Origin of the sequence: Neobacillus massiliamazoniensis, assembly GCF_001048695.1 — a bacterium.
GTDB classification, from domain to species: domain Bacteria; phylum Bacillota; class Bacilli; order Bacillales; family Cytobacillaceae; genus Neobacillus; species Neobacillus massiliamazoniensis.
In genome coordinates, this window is the sequence record NZ_CVRB01000001.1 from 1,505,988 (window position 1) to 1,531,816 (window position 25,829).

The window sequence follows — 25,829 nt, forward strand, 5'->3', positions numbered from 1 at the left end:
ATGAACGTAAACTGGGTTTATTTTTCTGATACAAATACTCCTCCTGGTGAAATAAAAACACTTTTAGAAAAGAAACAGTCTCATTTAACGGTGACCAATCAAATAGACAATCTTCACAGCCGCTTAATTAAGAATGATCAATCTGTACTATTTATTAAATCGCATATTTTGTATAACGTATTTGATCTTTGCCAAGAAATAGCCGTTCTTTACCCCCATGTTTATATCATTTTAATTGTTCCTGATAATATGGAGAACTTAAAAAAAGCAATGCTAATGGGGGCATCGGATACCCTTCGTTCTTCGTACACTACTGAAGAGCTTAGTGAAGCAATCGTTCACGCAAAAAAATATATGCAGCATCGGTCAAGGAAGGACAATGGTTCTATAAATTTAATAAAAGAAAAAAGTAAAGTCATTGCCGTTTCTAATCCAAAGGGCGGTGTTGGCAGGACGATTGTAACTGTTAATTTAGCTGTTGCGTTTGCAAAGCTCGGAAAAAAAGTCGCTGTCATCGATGGAAACCTCCAATTTGGTGAGGTAGCCATGTACTATAATGTAAAACCAAAAAGAACGATTTATGAATGGGTGAAGGAAGGGTATGGGCGAGCAAATTATGCAATCAATCAATATATGACTACAGTTGAGGGGGATGTATCGATTCTTGCTGCCCCAATCCGTCCAGAGTTCTTTGAAGGAATTTCAGAGGATCACATAAAAGCAGCCATTGAAGAAGCTAAGAAATTATTCGATGTTGTCTTAATAGATTTACCTGTTCATTTATCAGAAATTCATTTACGATGCCTTGATTTGTCAGATGATATTTTACTTTTAACGCAAAATGAAATTTCCGTTCTAAGATTAAGTCAGCTTTATTTAGATACGTTAGAAACTATCAAGTTAAAGGATCGAGCAAAGCTAATTTTGAATCGTTTTGTAAAAGGCCAGGGGCTCGACCTTAAAAAAATTGAGGAAATCTTAGGGATGGATGTTTATTACACCTTGCCGGATCAGGCAAACGTTGCGTCCTCTTCTATTAAAACAGGGCAGCCGTTTATTCTCTCGAACTCACGGAGTCACCTTGGTAAGGCGGTGTTAAAGCTGTCAGAGAAATTATTTGATCAGAAAACGGATGAGGTAAAGAAAATAAAAAAGGAAAAACGCTGGTCTCTATTAGGAAAGCGAGGGGAAAATAGGAATGTCACTATTTAAACGGTATAGAGAGGTAGCCACTGCACCTAGTATACCAACCAAAGATGTCCAAGAGTCTCCGATTCGAGAAAAGTCACAAGAATTTTGGAACATAGAAGCCAGTCTTCACAATTACCTTTTAGAAGAATTGAAAAAGTATCCTGGGCAGAATAAAGAACAGGAAAAAAAGAAAATAGTGGAATTGGGTGAGGCTTTTTTTAACGAAGAAGGCGGAAGGCTAACCTTTGAAGAAAAACAAGAAATTTTAGAATACGTAAAGGACGAATTGCTTGCTTATGGTCCGATTACTCCTTTGTTAGAGAACCCATTAATTAGTGAGGTCATGGTAAATAGCTATGATGAAATTTATTACGAGGAAAACGGTAAAATAGCAAGAAGTAATGTGAGTTTTATGGATAATCAGCATGTCATGCGAGTGATTGAGCGAATCGTTTCACCAATTGGCCGTCGTGTTGATGAAAGTTCTCCAATGGTAGATGCCCGCCTCCCAGATGGCTCGCGGGTAAATGCGATTATTCCTCCTCTTGCTTTAAAGGGACCGAGTTTGACTATCCGGAAATTCTCGGATACCCCTTTTACCATCAAAGATTTAATCCGCTTTGGAACATTAAGTGAAGAGATGGCAGAATTCCTTGATATCTGTGTTAAGTCCAGGCTTAATATTTTTATCAGTGGCGGTACAGGTTCAGGGAAAACGTCAACCTTAAATGTCCTATCTTCTTTTATACCAAATAGAGAACGAATTATTACCATTGAGGATGCTGCTGAGCTTAAGCTTCATCAAGAACACATTGTTTCGTTAGAATCCCGACCGGCGAATATCGAAGAAAAAGGGCAAATTTCCATTCGAGATTTAGTCCGAAACTCTTTACGGATGCGGCCTGACCGAATTGTAGTCGGCGAGGTTCGTGGTGCCGAAGCGTTGGATATGCTCCAAGCGATGAATACAGGTCATGACGGCAGCTTAAGTACTGGGCACGCTAATTCCCCTAGAGATATTCTTTCCCGTTTGGAAACAATGGTGTTGATGGCAGGCTATGAACTCCCAGTAAGGGCAATCCGTGAGCAGATTGCTAATGCCATCGATTTAATTGTTCATCAATCAAGAATGAAGGATGGTACGAGAAAAATTACCCATATTACCGAAGTACTAGGAATGGAAGGAGATACAATCGTTCTCCAGGATCTGTTTTTATTTAAGGAAAAGGGACATTCAGGTGATGGTCTTATTCAAGGAAGCTTTACTAGCACAGGTATTCGGCCAAAGTTCACGGAGCAGCTTGAATTGAATGGATACTCATTGCCTTCTTCATGGTTTGTCGGGGAGTGGTTTAAATGATAGTAGTGATTGAATTAGTTTTCATATTTTTGGTCGTTAGTATTTTGATGTATCTCTTCTTAAGAGGATTCTCAAATAAGGGTAGAATGGATCATCGAATCAAAGAATTTTTACCATCTCCTCAAATGGAGGATGGTACAAGCCAGAAAGCCAAAAAAGCCTCTATTTTTAAACGATTTTTTATTTCTCTTGCTACTCTTTTTAAAAATGTACAATTTAGTAAGAAAACGGAAGAAATGTTATTGGAAGCTGGAAGCATATTGAGGCCAGAAGAGTTTTTTGCTTTAAAAATCTTAGCTTCAGCAGGTATCGGACTAGTTACAGCTTTCTTAGGTGTAAAATGGTTTCTAACGATCTTAGCAGTAATTATCGGTTATGTCATTCCTAATTATGTTATGAAGCAAAAAAGAAAAAAACGGTTAACTCGATTGTCTTATCAGTTAATCGAAGTATTGGGAATGATGGCTAATTCTATGAGGGCAGGCTTCAGCTTTATACAGGCGATGCAGCTTGTTGGTAAAGAAATACCAGACCCGTTGGGACCTGAATTTGACCGAGTTGTCAGACAAGTAGGACTGGGAGTTCCGCTAGAAGATGTGTTTGAAGAATTAATTGACCGTTTGCCTAATAAAGAACTTGAAGTAGTCGTTCAGGCTATCCTTGCACAAAGGAAAAGCGGCGGAAATCTTGCCGCTCTGCTGGAAACAATGGAGGATACGATCAGAGGAAGAGTACGAGTTTTGGAAGAATTAAATACGCTGACGGCGCAAGGAAGGATGTCATCTTGGATTATTACCATGCTGCCAGTCGGGCTTGGTTTATATTTATCACTCGTAAGTAAGGAATATTTTCGTCCCATGCTTGAGCATCCATTAGGGTGGGCGCTGCTTTTTATAGGAAGTTGCTCCATCATCATTGGATGGGTGGTTATCCAGAAAATCATCCGAATTGAGGTGTAGGTTTTATGCTGGACATTGTTTTCATCTTTCTTTCAGCAGGGTTTGTGACGTTCGTTTCGGCAGGTATATTGTTAACTGTATTTAAAAAAGAAATTGCTTTTAATGAACGTGTTAGTAAGTTTTTTGGGGAACCAATCATAAATCAAAAAAAGGAATCTTTAAGGAAAAGGAATGATGATAGGTTAAGAGAACTTTTCAATCAATATTGGAATAAAGGAACCGATCTGTTAAATCAAAAAGTTTCCAAAGAAGAAAGAAAAAAACTAGATATTCTTCTAAGGGATGCGGGGTATCCTTTCAAGTCGGCAATTGATTTCAGGCTGTTCCAATTTGTGTTGAGTATTGGTCTAAGTGTACCAATCGTCCTTTTTCTATTGCCTGCTGCGGACAACAAAATGTCAGTGTGGATGATTGCCATTATAATGGCGATCTTAGGATTCCGGCTCCCTGTGTTCCAGCTTGGAAAGAAAAAGACAGCTAGGGTTAAAGAAATTAATAAAGCAATGCCTGATTTCTTTGATACTGTAACCCTTTTGTTAGAGGCAGGAATGGGACTTGATTTGGCAATCGCTGAAGTAGCTAAAAAAGGGAAAGGTCCCCTCTCGGAAGAGTTTCTTCAAACTTTAGAAGATATGAAACTTGGGAAATCGAGAAGGGAAGCTTTTTATGATCTTCGGAAACGGGTACCTTCTGATTCGTTTCAAAGTATTATAACATCATTAATTCAGGCAGATCAGTTAGGGATTGGTATGGCAAAGGCTTTAGGAAATCTTACAGTACGCGTCAGGGAGCAGCGACGCGAGGCAGCCCGGGAGCAGGCCATGAAAGCTCCGGTAAAAATGCTTTTTCCAATGGTATTTTTCATTTTCCCTTCACTATTTATTATTATTTTGGGACCATTGGTTATTCAGTTGGTAACAAAAGGTCTTGGTGTCTAAGACAATAGATAACAGTTAGTAGAAAGTTAAATTTAACGAATTCCCCTATTTTTGGATATCGTATTGATGATATGATGGAAATAATGAGGGGGTTGAGACCATGAAAATTAAAGTCATCATCGCTGACGATAACTCGTTTATTCGCGAAGGAATGAAAATCATTCTAAGTACGTATGAGGAATTCGACGTGATTGAAACCGTTAATGACGGGCTTGAAGCGGTGGAATATTGTAAAACTCACGAAGTGGACGTTGCTCTTTTAGATGTACGTATGCCGAACATGAATGGCGTCGAGGCGACCAAAATCCTCTCTGAGCAGACAAAGACTAAGCCATTGATTTTAACAACCTTTGATGATGATGAATATATTTTAGATGCCGTTAAAAATGGTGCCAAAGGTTATTTACTGAAAAATAATGATCCGGAACGAATTCGCGATGCCATCAAAAGTGTTTATAACGGTAATACAGTAATGCAGGATGTGGTGCTCGATAAAATAAAATCGAACCTGATTGAAAGTAAGCCTGAGAGTAAAATCGATACGAGCCTGTTTACGGAAAGGGAGCTCGATATCATGGGGCTGATTGCGAAGGGGCTGTCAAACAAAGAAATTTCAAAACAGCTCTATATATCTGAAGGAACAATTGCAAACTATATTACTTCGATTTTAGGGAAAACAGGCCTTCAGCATCGGACGCAAATTGCCATCTATTATTTAACCGGAAGAGTTTACTAATGGAATTATGGTTGATCTTTTCAAAGCTCATTTTAATCGGTTACTTGGCATTTAGTATTATCCATTCCGTAGTCCCTAATGCCTCATGGGTGGTATTTTCGATTCTTTTGTACCTTTGTATCAATGTATCCATTTATATTGTGAAAAAAGAGATTTTCAAAAAAATCATTTTGTTTCTTGCCATCATCCACATTCTCATTTCATTCTATATGGTCCATCCTTTGTTTATCTTGTTATTACCTCTTAATATTTGTGAATTAGCGACCTATTTTATACATAAGAAATTTGGCTTATTTATTCTCGTTACAATGCCAGTCCTGTTAATAGACGATCAGATTCGTTATCAATATGGACTGGCGGGAGCTTTTAGTTTACTCGTATTTATCATGGCCACCATGCTTGTGACAAAGATTGAAAACCAGGAGGCCCAGTTAGACAAGCTCCGCAAAGATTTACAAAAGCTATCGAAAAATTTAAATGAAAACAAAGAGTTTATCAAGCAGTCGGAGTACACGTTCAAATTGGAGGAACGAAACCGTCTCGCACAAGTATTTCACGATAAAATAGGCCATGCCATGACAGGGGCATTAATTCAAATGGAAGCAGCAAAGCGGCTGCTAAACACTGACCAAGGAAAATCAGGTGAACTGCTACAAAACGCGATTAACATTTCAAAAGAAGGAATCGAAAATATCCGCACTACCTTGAAAAATTTAAAACCGAAAGCGGAACAAATGGGGATTAATCGGCTGAAATTATTCATTGAAGAGTTTTCCGATAAACATTCCATTCAAATACCGTTGGTTTATCAAGGAAACATCGAAACCATCACTCCTATTCAGTGGAAGATTATTCAAGAGAATGTGACAGAAGCGTTGACGAATGCACTGAAATACGCACAGGCTACTGTCATTTCGATTGAACTTCAGGTGCTGAATACAATGATTAGAGTAGAAGTAAAGGATAATGGCAGGGGCGTACAGAAAATAACAAAAGGACTTGGCATTATTGGAATGGAGGAAAGGACGGCGGCAATTAACGGAACGATCATCGTCGATGGCACGGACGGCTTTTCCGTTACGATGCTGCTCCCTGTTAAATGAAATCGTTCATAATCAAAATATGAAATTTCTCATGTGAAAAGGATGAATTGCTGCACTTATGCAGATTCTTCCTTTTTTTTATAATGAAACCATAAATAAACAGTGAGGTGAAAAAGGATGAATATTTTAGAAATTAAAAACTTAACAAAGAAATTTGCTGATTTTATTGCAGTTGACAATATCTCATTATCTATTAGAGAAGGAGAAATATTTGGATTCCTTGGCCCAAATGGTGCAGGGAAAAGTACCACTATTAACATGATTGCGGGACTGTTGCGCAGCAATGAAGGAGAAATCAATATCCTTGGAAAAAATAGTGTGAAAAACAGTCGATTTGCCAAGATGAATATCGGTGTCGTCCCACAGGATTTGGCAATATACGAGGATCTTACCGCTTTTGAAAATGTAAAATTTTTTGCAGGACTTTATGGTTTACGTGGCTCAGAATTGGCAGAGAGGGTTCATGAAGCATTAGAGTTTGTAGGTCTCAGTGATAAGAAAAAAGAGTATCCAAAGAATTTCTCCGGGGGGATGAAACGAAGATTAAATATTGCCTGTGCGATAGCCCATCGTCCGAAGTTGATTATCATGGATGAGCCGACTGTTGGGATTGACCCGCAATCACGAAATTACATTCTTCAATCCATCCGCAATTTAAACGATATGGGATGTACAATTATTTATACGAGCCATTATATGGAAGAGGTTGAAGAAATCTGTACGAGGATTGCGATTATGGACCATGGGAAGGTTATTGCAGAAGGAACGAAGGAACAATTAATTGCCATCATCACAAATGCAAAGGATGTTTGGATTGAAGTAAAATCAAATGAAAAAATCGATACCAATCAAATCAAAGAATTTAATGGGGTTAAATCCGTTAAGATGGAAGAAAATGTATTGAAAATCAATTCGGAAATAGAGGTAAACAATCTTAATACAATCCTTCAGTATTTAATGAATCATCATATTGAAATTAGTTCTCTAGAAGAAAAGGCTCCGAATTTGGAAACGGTATTTCTCACTTTAACTGGAAGAAATCTTAGGGATTAGAAAGGGGGGCTATCCTTTGACTGTTTTTAATATAGCGTGGAAAGAAATCAAACAAAATTTTCGAGATTTCCATACCTTCGTCTTTATGCTAGCTTTTCCGATTGCCTTAATGTTAATTCTCGGAACGGCCTTATCAAACGCCTTTGATCAGAAAATAACCGTAAACGATATAAATGTCATCTATAAGGATACAGCTGGACCACAATTATCCTCCTCCTTCCAAGCCTTTGCAAAAGAAACTGGGAAATCAGGTGTCCATTTTAAAAAGGTGTCAGGCACAGTGGATGGAAAAAATGAAGTGAAGGAAAATAATGCGACTGCTTATGTGGAAATAACGGATAAAGGAATCGAGCTTTACGGCAATAACCGAAACAGTATTGAAGAAAGTATTACCCAAGGGATGCTCACCGCATTTGCCGATAAATATAATGTCGCTGTAGCGGTTGCTAGTGTCGATGCATCTAAGCTAGGTTCGGTTATGAAAGAAGGAAATAACAGAGATTTTATCAAAGAGAGATCACTAAAATCGGCAAATCAGCCAGGATCAATGGATTATTATGCCATTGCAATGTCAACGATGATTGCTCTTTACGGTGCGTTTTATGCTAACAGTCTCCTTCGTGCCGAAAGAGTACGGAATACAGCGCTTCGCTTAGTTGCTGCGCCTATCAGTAAAGGTGAAATTTTCCTTGGAAAAATACTTGGATGCCTTACTGCTAATTCTCTTTGTATATTAGCTGTGGTTGCTTTTAGTCACTTCGTTTACAAGGCCAACTGGGGTGAGCATATTGGGATTGTTCTCCTCGTTCTTCTGTCAGAAGTGATTTTGGCTGTTAGCTTTGGTCTTGGAATCAGCTATATTGCCAAAACAGGGGAATCTTCAAGAATGATTATTATGATTGTGATCCAGATTTCCTCCTTCTTTGGAGGTGCATACTTCAAGATTGAAAACCCAACGGGGATTATGAATGTCATTACCCATTTATCCCCACTTACATGGATAAACCAAGCGATTACGAAAATAGTTTATGCAAATGATCTCGGTGCCGCAATCACACCTATCGCGTTAAATATAGGGATATCTATTCTTTTTTTAGCGATCACCATCGTTTCACTCCAAAGACGGGAGGGATTATAATATGCAGGATATTCTTTGGTTAATCAAAAAAACACTTAGTGTCACATTCCGAAAAAAGACAAATATTATTTTGTATTTTGGAATACCGCTCATCGGGATCATTCTTTCCTTCCTTATCTATGGAAATATCGGCCAGACAACACTAAAGGTGGGGATCGTCAATCAGGACCGTCAGACCATTGCTAATGATACGGTAGAATTTATTAAACATCTTAACAACGTTCATGTAACACAAATTAGCGAAGATACCTTAAACGATCATATTACTTCAGGTGAAGTAGATTGTGCCATTGTTTTGAATCAGGGTTTTTCGCAAAGTGTTCTTAACGGAAACCCTGACCATATTGAACTGGTTTCAATTAAAGGTGCTCAAATCACTGGCTTTGTGAAATCTTATTTATATCAGTATCTTGACAATATTACTGCTCTTAGCAAAGCTGCTGGGGGAGATTCGCAAGCCTTTTCCAAAATGGTTGCTGACTATCAACAGTCCCACTTCAAGGTTTCCACCCAATCTTTGCAGGACACATCGAAAAATAAGGATATGACGAATCAAACGGTTGGCTTTTTGCTAATGATCATGCTACTTTCAGCAGGGAATTTTGCTGAAATTATTATTAAGGAAAAAGAGAATAGAACGTATTTTCGATTACTCTCAACGCCAATTAATGCTAGAAAATTTGTGTTGTCCAATATCGCCGTAAACATGATTGTCATGCTGGCACAAATAATTATCACGCTCATTTTTATCACAAATGTATTTCATATTGATATGCATGTTCCAGTTTGGCAAATGGGCATTATTTTACTCTTATTTGCCCTCATTGCCGTAGGATTATCGTTAATGATTGTTTCCTTTTCAAGGAGTTCGTCTTCAGCAGGCGCTTTACAAAACCTTTTTTTTACACCATCCTGCATGCTGGCAGGCTGCTTCTGGCCAGTGGAAATTATGCCAAAGTCGTTACAGAAAGTGGCGGATTTTATGCCGCAGCGCTGGATTTTAGATACGATTAGTAAATTACAGCAGGGAAGTCATTTTGGAAGTTTGTATCTCAACTTTTTAATACTGCTTGCCTTTGCCGGTGCCTTTTTCTTAATCGCCACCTATAAATTTGGAAAAAATAATAGTGTTAGGAATTTCGTTTAACTCACCCGATTATGGGGTGAGTTTTTTCTATTCTATCAATTTTACAAATACTTTAATAGATTTGTAATATTTTTAATGAAAACGAAACATTTTGCGGTTTGAAACGTCTATAATGGAGGAAAGAGTAATAAAAATTCAACAAAGAGGGATATAAAAATGGGGATGAGAAAGAATGGATGGATTATATGGGCCTCTCTGCTGATTCTGGCTGTCGGGGTATTGGTTACTGGTGCTTTTGCCAACCATTATTTTTATGCTAAAGCAACATCCAATGAAGCTATGAATCAGCAAAAACATGAAAAGTCAGGACAAAATCAATCGGCAGCTAATGCATTGACTCAAACTGTGAAAGATACGGCTGCTGAAAAAGAATCAATGCATCAAAAGCAGCAGCAAGCAGAGAAGGCTTATCGGCAAAATGCAGATAAAGAGATTACGAATTTAGTAGAAGAAAAGCCGGCTGCTAATGATACTGCCTCGGCACCACCAGATAATCAAGGATCTAATGCAGCAAAACCACAGGAGCAGTCGCCACAAAGGGATGAACAGCCACAGCCACAGCAGGAGAACAGCTCGAAAAGAACTGTTTATTTAACATTTGATGACGGGCCAGCATCTTTTTCTAAAGATATTATTGCCTTGCTTGAGCAGTATCATTTTAAAGCGACCTTTTTTATGATTGATGGAAATATTAGAAGATATCCGGACTCTGCAAAATTAATGGTTCAATCAGGAGAAGGAGTCGGTCTGCATAGCGTTTCACATGATGTTCATAAATTTTACGCATCGGCAAATTCAGTATTAGGCGAGCTTAGCCAGAATCAAGCCACTCTTAAGGAAATTACTGGAGTGGAGTCTATTTTAATTAGAACACCGTACGGAAGTCGCCCGTATATGAAAGATGAATATAAACAGGCTGTTTACTCTCATGGTTATCAGATGTGGGATTGGAATATTGACAGCAAGGATTGGTTTTATAAAGACGAACGCTATGTTAACAGCGTGATTGAGCAAATTAACCAAAAAGCAAATTATAACGGCCCAATCGTAATTCTTATGCATGAAAGAAGGGAAACGCTTGCCTCCTTACCAAAGCTTCTTGATTATTTAAGTAAGCAAAATTTTGACTGTAGGGCGATTGACAGCAGCATTCCTCCTGTTCATTTCTGATTTGTCAATTTTTATCCATCCAAACCTAACGAATAATGGTATAATGGAACTAAAATTAATGAGGTAGAATAATATATATGATAAATAAACTTATACAAAGTAGTGGTTTTAAAAGAATTCTAATCTTTGTTCTTATTGCTGTTGTTTTATACTTGATGAAGGACATGATTAACTTAATTTTACTAACCTTCATTTTTACTTTTTTAATGAATCAAGTTGTTCAATTTTTTGAAAAACGAATTCCAATCAATCGAAAGCTGATTGTCGTGATTTCGTATGCCGTTATCGTTGGCCTGCTATTATTTGGGTTGATTAAGTACTTGCCAATAATTACATCTGAAATAAAGGAATTAATCAGGCAGTTAATCGCATTTTACTCAAAAAAGCAAGATAATGAAGTTTTGAATTATATCGTCAGCAGAATTGAAAAAATCCAGATTTCTAACTATTTGGAGACGGGTGTAGCCTCCATTGTAAAATCCCTTTCAGGTATAGGTCGAGTGGGCTTACAAGTGTTTTTAGCGGTGATAATGAGCCTACTTTGCCTGTTGGAAAAACCTCGTTTGATTGCATTTACTAAGAAATTTAAAACAAGTAAAGTGGCATCCATTTATGTAGAAATTGAATATTTTGCAAGTAAATTTGTGAAAACCTTTGGAAAGGTAATTGAAGCCCAAATCATTATTGCGATTGTCAATTGTACCCTGACCACGATATCGCTTAAGATTCTTGGGTTCCCGCAGTTAGGTGGACTTGCGATCATGGTCTTCATCCTAGGTCTTATTCCTGTAGCTGGGGTGATTATTTCGCTAATCCCGCTTGCTATCATTGCTTATAGTATTGGGGGATTAGCAAAGGTTCTTTACGTCGGAATTGCGATTATGATTATTCACGGCATTGAGTCCTATATATTAAATCCCAAGTTAATGTCTTCGAAAACCAATCTGCCCGTTTTTTATACCATCATTGTTTTGATTTTTTCAGAGCATTTCTTTGGAGTCTGGGGTCTTATTGTGGGGATTCCCATCTTCGTCTTCCTATTAGATGTATTAGAAGTAACAGATAGCAAAAAGGTGTAAAGATGAAACCCCGTCCGCAAAATGAAGGACGGGGTTTTTGGGTTATATTTAAATAAATTATATGAATTTTTATCATTAGACTTCGAGAATTGTCCAGCTCCACAAGAGTAAGCTTCGGAAGCGATACATCGCACGCTGAAAAACGTGAGTTTTTCGGCGGAGCGCCTAGCCCATCGGGGCATAAGCCACTCCCAAAATGAAGGCAAAAAGCGCCTTCTTTTTGGGAGCGTCTAGACTCACGGGGCTGAACAAGGCGCTTCCGCTTTTAAAATTCCCAAGGCTTTTTTGTTGTAAAGTACGCGGCTAGTTCTTTACTGTTTTTTCGATGGGTCTTCCGTGCTTCAGCACGCTCTTTTCCACTTTCAAAAAGTTTTATTTCTTCTTCCGTTTCCGGTATCACTCTTGGAACCTTTGTTGGCTTTCCATCATCGTCTAAAGAGACAAACGTTAAAAAGGCAGTGGCAGCAATCTTTCTGTCACCAGTAATGAGATTCTCTGCAATGATTTTTACAAAAACCTCCAACGATGTGTTACCAGTCCAGGTAACAAATGATTCAAAACAAACGGCTTCTTTTGGCGTAATTGGGCTTAAAAAATCAACGGAGTCCGTTGAGGCTGTCACACATTCTTTTCGGGTATGTCTTTGTGCAGAAATTGAAGCAATCATGTCGACATCGCTCATCAACTTCCCGCCAAACAAGGTATTATGGTTGTTTACATCATTTGGGAAAATCCTGCCCGTTCTTATAACTCTAGATTCTTTACATGTTCTTTCTTCCATAATAGCCTCCTAATTTATTGAAATATATCTGATTAAAATCAGAGCTATTTTAATGTCACACCTGTATAGTTTGCCAAAAAATAATACAATAAACAACTCTGGTGATTAACGTTTATTCTTTCAATGCATAATAATGGTACCTACACATTAGGCTGTGTTAAACTTGCCTGTTGATTTGCACTCAAGAAGTGAGCATCCGCGGGCTTCCCTGCCCCGTACTCCCACAGGACGTTGAATCAGCATCTTTGAATCAACACCGCACGAAGGAAATGCGATAGCATTTTCGAGGATCTCGCGCCTTCCGCTCCAATCAACATAGTTTCAACTTATCAACAATGACTTTTAACACAGCCAAACATTAAAGAAAGATGGTTATCATCGTGAAAATAAAGACTATTTTATGTTTCTTGATTTTCGCCATTTTTGTCGAAACACAGAATAACTTTCCGAATTATATTGAAACAAAGAAAGCTGCCCAAAAGATGGCTCTAAATGAACCGACGCAAAAAAAGCTGCGCCAATATTTGCTTTCCAAGCATGTGAATGGCAGCGTCGCAGTAATAAGAGAGACACAGATTCTTTTTAATGAAGGGATTGGCTTTGCGGATATAAAAAAAGGCAGGGCGAATCTACCTTCGACTACTTTTCCAATAGGCTCCATTACGAAAGCCATTGTTGCTACTAGCATCATGCAGCTTCAGGAAGACGGTAGGCTTTCTATTCAAGATCCCGTGTCCAAATATATTCCGCATTTTCCTCCTGGAAAGAAAATAAAACTGATCCATTTATTAAACCAAACCTCCGGTATCCCATCTCCTCGTTGGTACAGAGGAGATTTCAAACCGGCTGATATTATAAACAGACTTAAAGAAAAACCTGTTAAGTTTTCTGCAGGTAGCAAATGGGACTATAATGACATTAATTACTTTATCCTCAGCTATATAGTAGAAACGGTGTCAGGCACCACATTACATGACTATATTCAAAAAAATATTTTTAATAGGGCTTCGATGGTTCATTCCGGGTTTATGACTCATAAGAATCCTATCCCGTATAGTTCGAAGGGGTATATAAGGCTTGGGAATAAAGTAATACAGGCAAAGCCCAATCATATTGATCAGTTGTTTGGCTGCGGTGATATTTATAGTACTGCCTATGACTTATACTTGTTTGATGAAGCAATGGTGAGTGGAAAACTAGTGTCAATGCAAAGTTTACAGACTATGTTGACTCCGAGTAATAAATCAAAGTATGGCGCAGGCCTCTATATTGATGGGGAGAAAGTCTATAGCAGAGGGGTCCTCAGCGGGTGGGAGTCGCTCCATGTTTTCTATCCTGATCAAACCGCAATTGTGATTCTACTCAATATCCATGACAAAAACTTCAATATTCATCAGGCGGCAAAGGATATTTATAAAATGATTGATACAAAAGGCGAAAATGTTTCTTATAAAGCAAATTGAATATGATTGTGGTACATTACATAATTAGAAGGGAAAATAGTTAGGAGGCTTTTGAAATGAGCATGCAGCAGCAAATTATGAAAGAATTAAATGTAAATTCCACGATTGAACCAAAAGCGGAATTACGCAAGCGGATTGATTTTTTAAAACATTATTTGCTTTCTACAAAGGCAAAAGGCTTTTGTTTAGGAATAAGCGGGGGACAGGATTCTACCCTTGCAGGACGTTTGGCACAGCTTGCGGTGGAGGAATTGCGAAACGAGGGGACAGAGGCGTTGTTTATTGCTGTCCGGCTTCCGTATGGTGTACAGCAGGATGAAGAGGATGCAAAACGGTCACTAAGGTTTATTCAAGCAGACAGAGAGGTTGTTTATAATATTAAAGCTGCTGTTGATGAAGTGGAGAAGGAGTATAATTTCGCTTCGCAAACAGATCCTTTGAGCGATTACCAAAAAGGAAATGTTAAAGCACGGATGAGAATGATTGCACAATATGCAGTCGGCGGCATGGAAGGCCTGCTTGTTATTGGAACAGACCATGCAGCCGAAGCGGTAACCGGCTTCTATACAAAGTTTGGTGATGGCGGCGCAGACATTTTACCATTATCCGGCTTAACAAAAAGGCAGGGGAAAGCACTATTGAAGGAGCTTGGTGCAGATGAGCAGCTCTACTTAAAAATACCGACTGCGGACCTGCTTGACCAAAAGCCTGGACAGGCGGACGAAACAGAATTAGGTATCACCTATGATGAGCTCGATGATTATCTTGAAGGCAAGACTGTTTCAAAGGAAGTAGCAGAAAAGATTGAAAATCGCTATATCGTCACAGAGCATAAACGAAGACTTCCAACGACAATGTTTGATGACTGGTGGAAGTAAGTCCGCTTTGCGGATATAGAAGAAAAAAATTGATTCTAGGTCTATAGTATGGCCGGAATTAATCGTGAACTGTTTCACTATTAAAATGAGCGGATCGACATGAAGCCTATCAGAAATTTCTCTGATAGGTTTTTTTAATAAAAGGGCATAATAAATTAAATCTTTCTTTTTGACAGAAAAGATGAGTTGTATTATGATAAATAAATCCGAGAAAACAACTGTGAATAAGGGGGAATTCGTTGAATGAAAAGACTAACTGCCGTTTTCGTACTTTTACTTAGTTCTATGGTTTTGTTGTCTGCCTGCGGTACCAGTACGAAAAATAAACAAAATGCTGAAAAACCGAAAAGTCAGGATTTATTGCAACAGATTAAGTCTAATGGGAAAATTCTTATTGGTACAGAAGGGACGTATGCCCCGTTCACCTTCCATGATGCTAGCGGCAATTTAACTGGGTTTGATGTAGACATCGCCAAAGAAGTTGCCAAGCGCTTAGGTGTTAAGGCAGAATTCAAGGAAACCCAATGGGATGCCATGTTTGCAGGCTTAGATGCGAAGCGATTTGATATGGTTGCGAACGAGGTTGGGATTAGACCAGACCGCCAGGCAAAATATGATTTTTCCGATCCGTATATTACTTCAGCTGCCGTCCTTATTGCTAATAAGGATAACGACAAGGTGAAGAAATTTGAAGATATTAAAGGATTGAAGTCTGCACAATCGTTGACAAGCAATTATGCTGATCTTGCAAGAAAATATGGTGCAAACATTGTTAGTGTGGATGGCTTCGATCAATCCATCGAGCTCATCACTTCTAAGCGAGCAGATGTTACCATTAACGATAAGATTTCGTTTTTAGATTACACAAAGAAAAAGCCTGATGCTCCTATTAAGATTGTTGCAACAAGCTCAGATGCCTCCCAAAGCGGTTTTATGTTTAGAAAAGACAACAAAACGCTTGTGGACGCCGTGAATAAAGCGCTAAAAGATATGATTGCCGATGGCACATACAATAAAATCTCTGAGAAATGGTTTGGTGAAAATGTACTTAAATAGTATTTTGCCTAGTCCGGATAGATTAACGCATTTAATCGACATTGCTCAAAGTTCCTTTCTGCCTCTGTGGAAAGGGGCTATTTTTTATACTATTCCGTTAGCACTCATTACTTTTGTGATTGGATTGATTTTGGCCATCTTAACGGCATTGGCACGGATTTCTCATAATAGGATTCTCCAATGGATTGCTAGAATATATGTTTCCGCCATTCGCGGAACACCTTTGCTGGTTCAGCTCTTTATCATTTTTTATGGACTTCCAAATATCGGGATTACACTAGATTCATATGTAGCGGCTATCATCGGCTTTTCACTTAATGTAGGCGCATATGCATCAGAAATCATCCGTGGGGCGATTTTATCGATGCAGAAAGGACAGTGGGAGGCTGGCTACTCGATTGGAATGTCTTATTCTCAAGTTTTAAGAAGAATTATTTTGCCCCAGGCAGCTAGAGTTTCAATTCCGCCATTAGCGAACACGTTTATTAGTCTAGTAAAGGATACATCATTAGCTTCGCTTGTTTTGGTAACGGAAATGTTTCGTAAAGCTCAAGAGATTGCTTCTACAAATTATGAATTTTTATTGGTATACACAGAAGTAGCTCTCTTCTACTGGGTCATCTGCTTTTTCCTATCCATCCTGCAGCAGTACTTGGAAAAAAGACTGAGCCGCTACGTCCATTAATAAGGGAGTTTGATTATGATTTCAATTAAAGGACTACACAAACAATTTGGTCAATTAGAGGTCTTAAAAGGAATTGATTTAGAGGTTGAAAAAGGAAGTGTCGTGGTTGTCATTGGTCCGTCAGGCTCGGGAAAAACAACGATGCTCCGCTGTTTAAATGTCTTGGAAACACCAACAAAAGGAGCCATTTCAATCGAAGGGCAGACCTTAGATTTTTCAACATCCGTTTTGAAAAAAAATATCGCCTCCTTTCGCCGCCTGACAGGAATGGTTTTTCAAAGCTATCATCTCTTCCCACATAAAACCGCAATTGAAAATGTAATGGAGGGCCCAATTATTGTAAAGGGTGAGAAAAAAGATGTTGCCCGAAAAAAAGCCCAGGCACTACTGGAGAAAGTTGGACTTGGTGAAAAGTTGGATTCCTATCCTGCGCAGCTTTCAGGCGGACAGCAGCAGCGTGTCGGCATTGCTCGTGCTCTCGCGATGGAACCAAAGGTGATGCTGTTTGATGAGCCAACCTCTGCCCTTGACCCTGAACTCGTCGGTGAGGTATTAAAAGTCATGAAGGATCTTGCTGAGGAAGGAATGACCATGATTGTCGTCACCCATGAAATGCGTTTTGCTAGAGAAGCCGCTGATGAAGTCATCTTTATGGATCATGGTGTGATTGTAGAAAGAGACACGCCTGAAGCAATTTTCACCAACCCGAAGGAAGAACGAACAAGGAAATTTTTAAATTTACTACAATAAAGTGCTATGGCCAAAGGCCATGGTACTTTTTTTCTATGGAAATGTGAAACCTTTCCATTTTTTTTGCGTATTACAGATATATACATAAAGAAAGGAGAAGGATGTTGGCTTTAAAAGGTATCTATTAAATTGGGAGGGGTGTTTGTGGAGCCTTTTAGCATTCCTTTAGAAACGATTTATTTATATGGATTAATCATAGCGGGCATTTTCACAGTTTTATATGTTTTATTCGCGGATGTATTTCATTTTCATGGAGCAGGGGATGGGCTTCATTTCCTAAATCCTGTTCTGATCTTCGCTTTCATAACCGTACTTTCAGCATGCGGTTATTTACTGGAACGGCTTACTTCGCTTCATCACTTACTGATTTTTGGAATTGGAGCCGTTGCAGCATTCATTATCGTGTCATTATTAAATGTGTTTGTTCTCGTTCCAGTGTCATCGGCTGAAGAGTCGCTCGTCTATAAAGAATCCGATTTAAAGGGGAGAATTGGCAAAGTGATTACCGCTGTCCCTGAAGACGGATTCGGTGAAGTGATGATTGACAGCAAGAGTGGGAGAATTGCGAAACCAGCGTCAAGCTTTGACAAGGTGGCGATTCCAAATGGTACCGACGTGCTTGTGGTGGACGTGAAAAATGGCGTCCTACAAGTGGTGGAACGAAATGAATTAGAGAAATATTTTTCTAGGGGGTAGAGGAATGGAATTCAACATGATTTGGGTCGTTATCGGAATTGTTATATTAATTTTGATTGCTTTAATTGGGGTCTTCGTCACGAAGTATAGAACGGCAGGACCTGATGAAGCTCTGATTGTAACAGGTAGCTTTTTGGGGAATCGAAACGTACATGTTGATGAGTCAGGTAATAAAATCAAAATCATCCGCGGTGGCGGTAGCTTTATTTTGCCGGTTTTCCAGCAGGCAAAACCGCTTAGTTTGCTTTCAAGCAAACTTGAAGTAACCACACCTGAGGTTTACACCGAGCAGGGTGTTCCGGTTATGGCTGACGGCGTCGCGATTATAAAAATTGGCGGCTCCATCAGTGAAATTGCGACAGCTGCTGAACAGTTTCTTGGAAAGCCAAAGGATGATCGAGAAAATGAAGCAAGGGAAGTTCTAGAAGGGCATCTTCGTTCCATCCTCGGCTCGATGACAGTTGAAGAAATTTATAAAAACCGTGATAAGTTTTCTCAAGAGGTTCAGCGAGTTGCCTCACAGGACCTTGCAAAAATGGGCTTAACGATCGTTTCGTTTACGATTAAAGATGTACGTGACAAGAATGGCTATCTTGATTCTTTAGGTAAACCGCGTATCGCACAGGTGAAGAGAGATGCTGATATCGCAACGGCTGAAGCGGAAAAAGAAACTCGTATTAAAAAAGCTGAAGCTGCGAAAGAAGCAAAACGCTCTGAATTAGAGCGGGCAACCGAGATTGCTGAGGCAGAAAAAATCAACCAATTGAAGATTGCTGAGTTCCGCCGTGAGCAGGATATCGCCAAGGCGAAAGCCGATATGGCATATGACCTTGAAAGTGCACGATCCAAGCAGGATGTTACCGAGCAGGAGATGCAAATTAAGATTATTGAACGGCAAAAGCAAATTGAGCTTGAGGAAAAAGAAATTCTTCGCCGTGAACGTCAATATGATTCTGAGGTGAAGAAAAAGGCCGATGCCGACCGTTATTCCGTTGAGCAGGCTGCAGCTGCGGATAAGGCAAAACAAATCGCTGAAGCAGAAGCCAATAAATATCGAATCGAAGCATTGGCGAAAGCTGAAGCGGAACGGATCCGAATCGATGGAATCGCGAAGGCAGAAGCACAAAAAGCGCAGGGTCTTTCTGAAGCTGAAATTATTCGGATGAAAGGTTTGGCGGAAGCGGAAGCAAAGGAAAAAATCGCAGAAGCATTCGAGCAATTCGGCCAAGCGGCTATTCTCGACATGATCGTCAAAATGCTACCTGAATATGCGAAACAAGTGGCCAGTCCGCTTGCTAACATTGATAAAATTACGGTGGTGGATACCGGCGGTTCCGGTGAAAATGGCGGTGCCAATAAAATCACCAGCTATGCAACGAACTTAATGGCGAGCCTTCAAGAGTCACTCAAAGCATCAAGCGGAATTGATGTGAAAGAATTGATTGAAAACTATTCTGGAAAAGCAAATGTGAAAAGAAGTATTGAGGATCTAACAGAAGAAGTTAAAAAGTCAGCACAATAAGGTAAAAAATGAGGATTCTTTTAAAAATGTCTGACATTCTTGTAAATTTCAATTCTACCACAATGAATGAAAAATTCCGCTTTTGGTACGTAGAAAAGACCCGAGTTTAGGGTCTTTTTTTCAATTATTCGTTAAATAAGGTGCATTTTTAAATGGGACAAGAAAGTTTTACAAAACTGGTGCGGAAATCCTTACTCAAATTGGACAAATTTGAGGCATTTCAAGGCGAAAATAATCTATTTTTCTTCGAATCTTTAATTATATCTGCGTATCAGCGCTATTTATCTGCGAATTTCAATGGTATAGTCCATGTTTGTTCGCGGATAACTTAGTTCTTTACACGAAGAATCAACTTATGCGCGAATTGAACTGTTTTATGCGCGAAAAAACAAATATATGCGCGAATCTAATGCATATATACGCGAAAAATTAAATATATGCGCGAATCAAAGTTGGCAGCTGATTTTGCTACAAAATTAAAAAAATATGGTGCCCCGCAACATGGGACACCATTTGTATAATAGAGAGGTTTTTTGAGATGAGTAAGATAGTTTAGAAGTGGACAATGTCCGCTTCCTTCATCACACCACCATCATAGCGAGAAAGATTGAAGATGTTATGAAGAAGTTATGATGAATTTGTGAAGTTACAAAAATCACAGACTATAAATGCTATATTTATGGTGTGGGGAGTGAGAATATATGAAGATTTTACTAGTAGACGATGAAAAAAGAATTACTGAAGTCCTTGAAGCCTACCTCGTGCGGGAAGGCTATGAAATTTATAGCTCCGATAATGGCCTTGATGCCTTAAAAAAAGTAAAATTGCTTAGCCCGGACCTAATCATCTTAGACCTCATGCTCCCAGATATTTCAGGTGAAGAAGTGTGTCGATTAGTTCGAAAAGAATCCGATGTTCCAATTTTGATGCTTACAGCAAAGTCTGTAGAGGATGACCGCATCAACGGAATCGTGATTGGGGCTGATGATTATTTAACAAAGCCATTTAGTCCACGTGAAGTAGTAGTAAGGGTTCAGGCTATTCTCCGCCGTGTGAAAAAAACAGAGAAAACAGAACGGCTTGTGTTCAATAGCAAAAAGCTTGTGATCGATTTGATGAAAAAAGAAGTAAATGTAAGCGGTCTAGATGTAACTTTGACGCCAATTGAATATAAGCTGTTAACAAATATGGCCTTGAATCCCGGACGAGTTTACAGCCGTACGGATTTACTCGAAAAAATTCAGGATGAAGGCATGTTTTATGAAGGCTATGAACGCAGTGTTGATACGCATATCAAAAATCTCCGTAAAAAAATTGAGATCGATTCAAGGCAGCCAGATTTTATTGTGACTGTTTTTGGAATGGGTTACAAATTCGGAGGGGTTCTAGATGCTGCAAACGCTCCGGTCTAAGATTCTCTTTTATTTACTGCTTATTGCTATGATTGCCATCCTTTTAGTCAGTTTTTTTATTCAGTATGGATTTGGACAAAGCTTTAAGAGCTATTTAGATCGGAACCGTGATAAAAAGATTGAACGAGTTGTCGTTGAAATTGAAAAGGATTACAAAAAAAATGGCCATTTTTCAAGTTCCGCTGTCTTAGGTCTCTTGCATGATAATGCGATGACTGATCAACTCTACTTTCAATTATACGATCGCTATGGCGTTCTACAGATGGATTCATCAAAGATTCGAGGCATGTTGAACAGCTTCGGGCTGACAGAGCCAGAACCGAAGGGAGAAAAATGGCACTCCAAATCGTATACGCTAAAGGTAGATAATACTATGGTTGGTAAGCTTGTTGCTATCTACCCGGAAGGCTTAATTGATGATGAATATACGTTTATTCAAACGATTCAACTATATATTTTAGCAGCTGTTTGTTTAACCATTGTGCTGGCCATCCTATTTAGTATGATTTTTTCCAAAAAATTAACCTCCGGCTTAAAGAAGCTATCTTTTGCGGCGAATGAACTGCAGCAGCATAATTTGGATATTCGTATTCCTCTATCTGGCCTGCCAACCGAGGTAAAACAGATTGCGATTTCCTTTAATAATTTAGCAGAGTCCTTAGCTAAAGAAGAAATGCTGAGGAAGCAATTTACTGGAGACCTCGCACATGAACTTAGGACCCCACTGGCAACGCTTCGAAGCCAGATTGAAGCTTTTCAGGACGGGATTTGGGAGCCAACACCACAGCGTTTACAGACTAGCCATGAGGAATTAATGCGCTTAGTCAGGCTTGTCAATGAACTTGAAAAGCTGCTGGCGGCAGAAAATCCACAAATCAAGCTCGAAAAAATCGAACTGGAAGCAGGTAGCGTATTAGAAGCGTTATGGGAAATGTTTTTGCCGTTGTTTACCGAAAAGGGAGTAGAGCTTCAAATGGAGGAACTGCCTCAAGAAGAGTTATTTGAAGCGGATAAGGATCGCCTGATACAAATCCTGTCTAATATTCTGAATAATGCCCTGAAATATACTCCTAAAGGAAAAAGAGTTACGATTTCGGTTTCAACCGAAAAAGAGGACTATGTAGGTTTCGTCATCCAAGATGAGGGCTTAGGTATGTCTGAGGAGGATCTTCCATTTATTTTTGAACGCTTCTACCGAGGAGACAAATCGCGCGACCGAAAAACAGGCGGTATCGGAATCGGCCTATCCATTGTCAAGGCTTTAATGGATGCCCATAAAGGAATCATTAAGGTCAAAAGCAAGTTGAATAAAGGCACAAGGATAACATTGTGGTTTCCCAAGAATGATGAAGAGAGGGTGTCTCATAAGCAAAGGGTAAGCCCCCATTAAAGACTTTATGTCTCGTTTCGAGGAGTGCTTACCCCCTTTTGAGACATCCTCAATTTATTAAATCACTTATATGATAAGTCCTGCCACTCTCCGCTTTTCCACAAAGAACCAGGTCTACTAAGGCACCTGCAACAAGATCAGCACTTAACAGTTTGCCATTCTCTTTATATTCTTTAAATATTTCCAGATCCTTGAAGGATTCCTTGGAGGAGGAGCGGATGGTTTCCTGCATTTTGGTATCCATGATTCCAGGACTAAAGGTGATGATTTTATTTTTCGTCTTCAACTCCGCCTGTTCAAGGGCTGTTGTTTGCGTAAACATATTTAATCCGGCCTTGGCACTGCAATAGACGCTCCAGCCTTCAATCGCACGCGTGGCTGCCCCCGAGGAAATGTTAACAATTTGAATGGACGAGTTGGTGATGCTGGCTTTTTTTAAGAAGATATTGGTTATTAAAATTGGCGCCACTAAATTTACTTTGATGTTTCGAAGAATCGGGGTTTGGTCCAACTCCCCAACTGTATGGATTGGCTCAATCATGCCGGCATTGTTAAAAAGAAGAATTTCTTCCGGATTTTTAAGAAAAATGCGATGGGAAATCTCCATAAAAACTTCCTGAACTTCTTTTTCCAGCGAAAGATTACAGGAATAATGTTGATAGTAAAGGTCATTGGTTATGGCTAGTTTTTTTAGTTCCTCATTCTCGGTCCGTGATACGGAAATCACGGCAATTTGTTCTTGAATTAACCTTTTGGCTATTGCTTCACCTAAACCTCTTGAAGCTCCGGTAATAACAGCATATTTCAATTTTACTCCCCCTGCTAGCTCTCATTATTTACCTTCATTCTAGCCCTCTAAAAAACTTTAAGCAACCAATTTTAACATAAAAAAACGACCCCTAATGGGGCCAAAAACGTTGCGATGCAGCATTGTTACAAATTGATTCCAGCAGTTTTAAGTTTTGATTCGGGGAACTGAGAGCTGGATAGTTCCGGATAGAATTTCTTCCATTTATTCAGGAAAGAAGAAGCTGCTGCATTAGGGTGTTGCAGGACCCTTTTAGTTGGTCCCGATTGCTGTACCTCTCCATTTATCGTAATCGCAAGCCGGTTGGTTAAGAAATGAATTTCCATTAAATCGTGGCTGACAAAAACAGCGGTCGTGCCTGTCCCTTCCATTATTGCTTTAAAGTCTTCCATTAATTTTATTTTAGTTGGGAAGTCTAAGGCAGAAAACGGTTCATCGAGAAACAGGATTTCTGGTTCGACAATCATCGCCCTAGCGAGATTGACTCGCTGTGCCTCCCCCCCTGACAGGGTAGCGGTATTCTTTTTCGCTAAATGGCTGATTTGAAATCGGTCCATCCAAAGCTCAACTTTTTCCTTTATTGTCTTTCGAGGTATTTTTCGTATCTTCAGGCCAAGTGCGATATTTTGAAAAACGGTTCCATCTAATAATAACGATTGCTGCAGCGCAATCGAAAATTTCCTCCGCAGATCAAGCGGGGCATTACCTGGTGGAACCAGTTTGCTTCGATAGAGGATGTTCCCGCTTGTTTGTTTGTCAAGGAAAGACATCAGCTTTAGTAAGGTACTTTTGCCCGCTCCATTTGGTCCGATGATGCCAAGAAATTCACCAGGGTACACTTGAAATTCAGGAATTTGTAAGATTGATTTATCTTGTTTTTTATAGGTGATGTTTTCCAATTCAATCAATGGGTTCATGATATCCCCTGCCTTTGCTGGAGGAAGGTTAAGGCCGCTGTAATCATCAGGGCAACGGAGATGAGTATAAAGGAAAGAGCCAGGGCAATATCGAAATTTCCTTTTGAAACTTCCATCACAATCGAAGTTGTTAATATTCGCGTCTCCCCTTGAATATTTCCGCCAACCATCATCGCTGCGCCCACCTCGGCAATTACACGGCCGAAGCCTGCCATTATCGCAGCCATAATCGCGATTTTTGATTGGTTTAAAAGAATCATCCAAGTTTGCAGCTTTGTTGCTCCAAGCGCTTTAATTTGCAGGAGCATTTTGTCGTTTATTTGTTGAAAGGCGATGCAGGTTAAGCTCGTGACGATTGGCAATGAAACCAATATTTGTGCCATAACAATCGCTGTTGGGGTATAGAGTAATGATAAATGTCCTAATGGGCCGGAGCGCCATAATAGCATTGTAATCCAAAGCCCGGCAACAACAGGCGGTAAGCCCATTCCAATATTGACGAATACGAGCAGTAACCGCCTACCTTTAAATCTTGTTAAACCAAGAAACATGCCAAGCGGCAAGCCGAGGAGGGTGCTAATCAAAATTGAGCACAATGAGACTCTTAATGTCAGCAAGGTAATACTATAAATCTCTTGATTACCAGAGAAAATCATCTCAAATGCTTTCTTTAGTCCGTCGATTAGCAGCTCCACTTGCTCCACCCCGCATTCTTGTTAAAATTATTCTGTATACTTATTGAATAATGGTTGACCATATTTATCTTTACCAAAGTTAGCAATCACTTCTTGGATTTTAGGGTCTACCATAAAGTCGACAAATTTCTTTGCATCTTTACCATTTATATTTTTAAACTTATCTGGATTTACTTGCATAACGTGATAAATATTCATTAAATCCTTGCCGCCTTCCACGACAATTTTTAGATCAGATAAGTTTTTCTTCTGAGCAAGCCAAGTACCGCGGTCTGTAAGCGTATAGCCTTTTTTCTCGTTGGCAATTTGCAATGTTTGTCCCATTCCTTGTCCGGTTGAAACATACCAAGAGCCGGCAGGTTTCATGCTAAGGGCAGTCCAAATAGAGAGTTCTTTTGTATTGGTTCCGGAGTTATCTCCTCTTGAAACAAAGATGGAGTTTGTATCAGCTATTTTTTTGAAGGCGGCATTGATATCCTGCCCGCTAACACCTGCTGGGTTATCAACAGGACCAACTAGAACAAAATCATTATACATGACGCGTTTATAATTGATGGCATCGCCACTGTCAACTACGGCCTGTTCGGATTTAGGAGCATGAACAAGCAAAACGTCGGCTTCCCCTTTTTGACCCATTGCTAATGCTTGTCCTGTACCAACGGCAATCGTTTTTACTTTCACATTGTTTTGTTTTTCAAACATCGGGATTAACGTATCCAATAAACCGGTGTCGCTTGTACTTGTTGTGGTGGCAAGAATCAATTCGGTTGGCTTTGCTGCTGTCTTATTAGTATCCTTGGCTGCCGCCTTTTGGGGTGTATCTGCTTTTCCACAGGCTGCTAAAACAACTAGCATGAAAACCATTAAAATAGCAAAATAGTGTTTTTTAAACATAATGTTCC

Annotated in this window: 25 protein-coding genes; 20 read left to right on the plus strand and 5 right to left on the minus strand. The window is 39.4% G+C overall.

Translation table 11 applies throughout. The annotated features are described in order from the left end of the window. The 11 genes from BN1082_RS07080 (at position 1) to BN1082_RS07130 (ending at position 11,874) form a co-directional block, all read left to right on the plus strand. Positions 1–1,212 (plus strand): CpaE/TadZ family protein, encoded by a 1,212-nt coding sequence (locus tag BN1082_RS07080; RefSeq protein WP_090632718.1) that lies wholly within the window; start codon positions 1–3, stop codon positions 1,210–1,212. Then, positions 1,199–2,551, plus strand: coding sequence for a TadA family conjugal transfer-associated ATPase (locus BN1082_RS07085; protein WP_090632720.1), 1,353 nt, complete (start codon positions 1,199–1,201; stop codon positions 2,549–2,551). The genes BN1082_RS07080 and BN1082_RS07085 overlap by 14 nt, the downstream gene beginning before the upstream one ends. Beyond that, on the plus strand, positions 2,548–3,510 hold the full coding sequence (locus tag BN1082_RS07090; protein ID WP_090632722.1) for a type II secretion system F family protein: 963 nt from the start codon (positions 2,548–2,550) through the stop codon (positions 3,508–3,510). Before BN1082_RS07085 ends, BN1082_RS07090 begins: the two co-directional genes overlap by 4 nt. Before the next feature lie 5 nt (positions 3,511–3,515). Continuing rightward, positions 3,516–4,448 carry a type II secretion system F family protein gene (locus BN1082_RS07095; protein WP_090632724.1) on the plus strand — a complete coding sequence of 311 codons (933 nt, stop codon included), beginning with the start codon at positions 3,516–3,518 and terminating at the stop codon, positions 4,446–4,448. A gap of 100 nt (positions 4,449–4,548) precedes the next feature. After that, positions 4,549–5,184 (plus strand): response regulator transcription factor, encoded by a 636-nt coding sequence (locus BN1082_RS07100; RefSeq protein ID WP_090632726.1) that lies wholly within the window; start codon positions 4,549–4,551, stop codon positions 5,182–5,184. Then, positions 5,184–6,287 carry a sensor histidine kinase gene (locus BN1082_RS07105; RefSeq protein WP_090632728.1) on the plus strand — a complete coding sequence of 368 codons (1,104 nt, stop codon included), beginning with the start codon at positions 5,184–5,186 and terminating at the stop codon, positions 6,285–6,287. The genes BN1082_RS07100 and BN1082_RS07105 overlap by 1 nt, the downstream gene beginning before the upstream one ends. Before the next feature lie 117 nt (positions 6,288–6,404). Beyond that, complete coding sequence (locus BN1082_RS07110; RefSeq protein ID WP_090632729.1) at positions 6,405–7,340, plus strand: ABC transporter ATP-binding protein; 936 nt, start codon at positions 6,405–6,407, stop codon at positions 7,338–7,340. A gap of 16 nt (positions 7,341–7,356) precedes the next feature. Continuing rightward, a complete protein-coding gene (locus tag BN1082_RS07115; RefSeq protein WP_090632731.1) occupies positions 7,357–8,478 on the plus strand; it encodes an ABC transporter permease in 1,122 nt (373 codons plus the stop codon). A 1-nt stretch (position 8,479) separates the two neighbouring features. Next, positions 8,480–9,625, plus strand: coding sequence for an ABC transporter permease (locus BN1082_RS07120; RefSeq protein WP_090632733.1), 1,146 nt, complete (start codon positions 8,480–8,482; stop codon positions 9,623–9,625). Between the two features lie 156 nt (positions 9,626–9,781). After that, positions 9,782–10,795, plus strand: a complete 1,014-nt coding sequence (locus tag BN1082_RS07125) for a polysaccharide deacetylase family protein (RefSeq protein ID WP_090632735.1) — start codon at positions 9,782–9,784, stop codon at positions 10,793–10,795. Positions 10,796–10,872: 77 nt separating this feature from the next. Beyond that, entirely contained in the window at positions 10,873–11,874 is a 1,002-nt protein-coding gene (locus BN1082_RS07130) for an AI-2E family transporter (protein ID WP_090632737.1), read from the plus strand. A 265-nt stretch (positions 11,875–12,139) separates the two neighbouring features. Here the strand turns inward: BN1082_RS07130 and BN1082_RS07135 are convergent, their stop codons facing one another. Continuing rightward, positions 12,140–12,655 (minus strand): acyl-CoA thioesterase, encoded by a 516-nt coding sequence (locus tag BN1082_RS07135; protein ID WP_090632739.1) that lies wholly within the window; start codon positions 12,653–12,655, stop codon positions 12,140–12,142. 380 nt (positions 12,656–13,035) lie between these two features. Here BN1082_RS07135 and BN1082_RS07140 point away from each other — a divergent pair, with 380 nt between their 5' ends. The 9 genes from BN1082_RS07140 to BN1082_RS07185 all read left to right on the plus strand — a co-directional run bounded on the left by BN1082_RS07140 (position 13,036) and on the right by BN1082_RS07185 (position 22,507). Further along, complete coding sequence (locus BN1082_RS07140) at positions 13,036–14,118, plus strand: serine hydrolase domain-containing protein (protein ID WP_176699678.1); 1,083 nt, start codon at positions 13,036–13,038, stop codon at positions 14,116–14,118. Between the two features lie 56 nt (positions 14,119–14,174). After that, positions 14,175–14,996 (plus strand): ammonia-dependent NAD(+) synthetase, encoded by an 822-nt coding sequence (gene nadE, locus BN1082_RS07145; protein WP_090632743.1) that lies wholly within the window; start codon positions 14,175–14,177, stop codon positions 14,994–14,996. A gap of 243 nt (positions 14,997–15,239) precedes the next feature. Continuing rightward, positions 15,240–16,052, plus strand: a complete 813-nt coding sequence (locus BN1082_RS07150) for an amino acid ABC transporter substrate-binding protein (RefSeq protein WP_090632745.1) — start codon at positions 15,240–15,242, stop codon at positions 16,050–16,052. Continuing rightward, complete coding sequence (locus tag BN1082_RS07155) at positions 16,039–16,737, plus strand: amino acid ABC transporter permease (protein WP_176699679.1); 699 nt, start codon at positions 16,039–16,041, stop codon at positions 16,735–16,737. Before BN1082_RS07150 ends, BN1082_RS07155 begins: the two co-directional genes overlap by 14 nt. A gap of 15 nt (positions 16,738–16,752) precedes the next feature. Continuing rightward, positions 16,753–17,487: an amino acid ABC transporter ATP-binding protein gene (locus BN1082_RS07160; protein WP_090632749.1), complete on the plus strand. Its 735-nt coding sequence runs from the start codon at positions 16,753–16,755 to the stop codon at positions 17,485–17,487. Positions 17,488–17,631: 144 nt separating this feature from the next. After that, positions 17,632–18,183, plus strand: a complete 552-nt coding sequence (locus BN1082_RS07165) for an NfeD family protein (protein ID WP_176699680.1) — start codon at positions 17,632–17,634, stop codon at positions 18,181–18,183. Between the two features lie 16 nt (positions 18,184–18,199). Further along, the gene (locus BN1082_RS07170) at positions 18,200–19,705 is read left to right on the plus strand and encodes a flotillin lipid rafts scaffold protein FloT (RefSeq protein WP_425412133.1); all 1,506 of its coding nucleotides are present in this window, start codon (positions 18,200–18,202) and stop codon (positions 19,703–19,705) included. Between the two features lie 701 nt (positions 19,706–20,406). Next, positions 20,407–21,117 (plus strand): response regulator transcription factor, encoded by a 711-nt coding sequence (locus tag BN1082_RS07180; protein WP_090632756.1) that lies wholly within the window; start codon positions 20,407–20,409, stop codon positions 21,115–21,117. Further along, the gene (locus BN1082_RS07185) at positions 21,095–22,507 is read left to right on the plus strand and encodes a HAMP domain-containing sensor histidine kinase (protein ID WP_090632758.1); all 1,413 of its coding nucleotides are present in this window, start codon (positions 21,095–21,097) and stop codon (positions 22,505–22,507) included. The genes BN1082_RS07180 and BN1082_RS07185 overlap by 23 nt, the downstream gene beginning before the upstream one ends. Positions 22,508–22,556: 49 nt before the next feature. Here BN1082_RS07185 and BN1082_RS07190 read toward each other — a convergent pair whose 3' ends face one another. The 4 genes from BN1082_RS07190 to BN1082_RS07205 all read right to left on the minus strand — a co-directional run bounded on the left by BN1082_RS07190 (position 22,557) and on the right by BN1082_RS07205 (position 25,821). Next, complete coding sequence (locus BN1082_RS07190) at positions 22,557–23,315, minus strand: (S)-benzoin forming benzil reductase (RefSeq protein ID WP_090632759.1); 759 nt, start codon at positions 23,313–23,315, stop codon at positions 22,557–22,559. Positions 23,316–23,440: 125 nt separating this feature from the next. Next, on the minus strand, positions 23,441–24,232 hold the full coding sequence (locus BN1082_RS07195) for an ABC transporter ATP-binding protein (RefSeq protein WP_090632760.1): 792 nt from the start codon (positions 24,230–24,232) through the stop codon (positions 23,441–23,443). Next, positions 24,229–24,927, minus strand: coding sequence for an ABC transporter permease (locus tag BN1082_RS07200; protein WP_090632762.1), 699 nt, complete (start codon positions 24,925–24,927; stop codon positions 24,229–24,231). Before BN1082_RS07200 ends, BN1082_RS07195 begins: the two co-directional genes overlap by 4 nt. Before the next feature lie 27 nt (positions 24,928–24,954). Next, a complete protein-coding gene (locus BN1082_RS07205; RefSeq protein ID WP_090632763.1) occupies positions 24,955–25,821 on the minus strand; it encodes an ABC transporter substrate-binding protein in 867 nt (288 codons plus the stop codon). Between the last annotated feature and the right edge of the window lie 8 nt (positions 25,822–25,829).